Below are 333 nucleotides of genomic sequence, written 5' to 3'. Positions count from 1 at the left end.
CCGCCGCCGCGCTCGCCGAGCGTCACCTGAACGAGATCACGCTCGCCTACGACACGTCCCTCTACGACGGCCCCGAGCTCCACACCATCGGCCGCGACTTCAACCTGGCCCCCGTCACCGCCCTCATGGTCGACGAGGCCCGCCTGAACGACTCCACCAGCGGCACCGCCGAGCGCAGCCTCGACCCGCCGGCGGACGCCACCCGCGCCTTCGCGGACCTCCTGGCGGACCGGGGCGTCAAGACGACGAAGGGCCCCGCCGCGAGCCCCGTCACGGCCTCCAAGAAGGCCGAGGAGATCGCCTCCGTCTCCTCCGCGCCCCTGTCCACCCTGG

At 73.6% G+C, this 333-nt stretch carries 1 pseudogene; it reads left to right on the top strand.

Annotation, left to right across the window (positions count from 1 at the left end):
- Window positions 1-333: pseudogene (locus tag AOK15_RS47285) on the top strand (D-alanyl-D-alanine carboxypeptidase/D-alanyl-D-alanine endopeptidase); the annotation flags it as partial.

The sequence above is a fragment of the Streptomyces ossamyceticus genome (genome assembly GCF_001418475.1).
In the GTDB taxonomy this organism is placed as follows: Bacteria; Actinomycetota; Actinomycetes; order Streptomycetales; family Streptomycetaceae; genus Streptomyces; species Streptomyces ossamyceticus.
The sequence above is the reverse complement of the archived record's forward strand: the minus strand, read 5'-3'. Positions and strand labels throughout refer to the sequence as shown.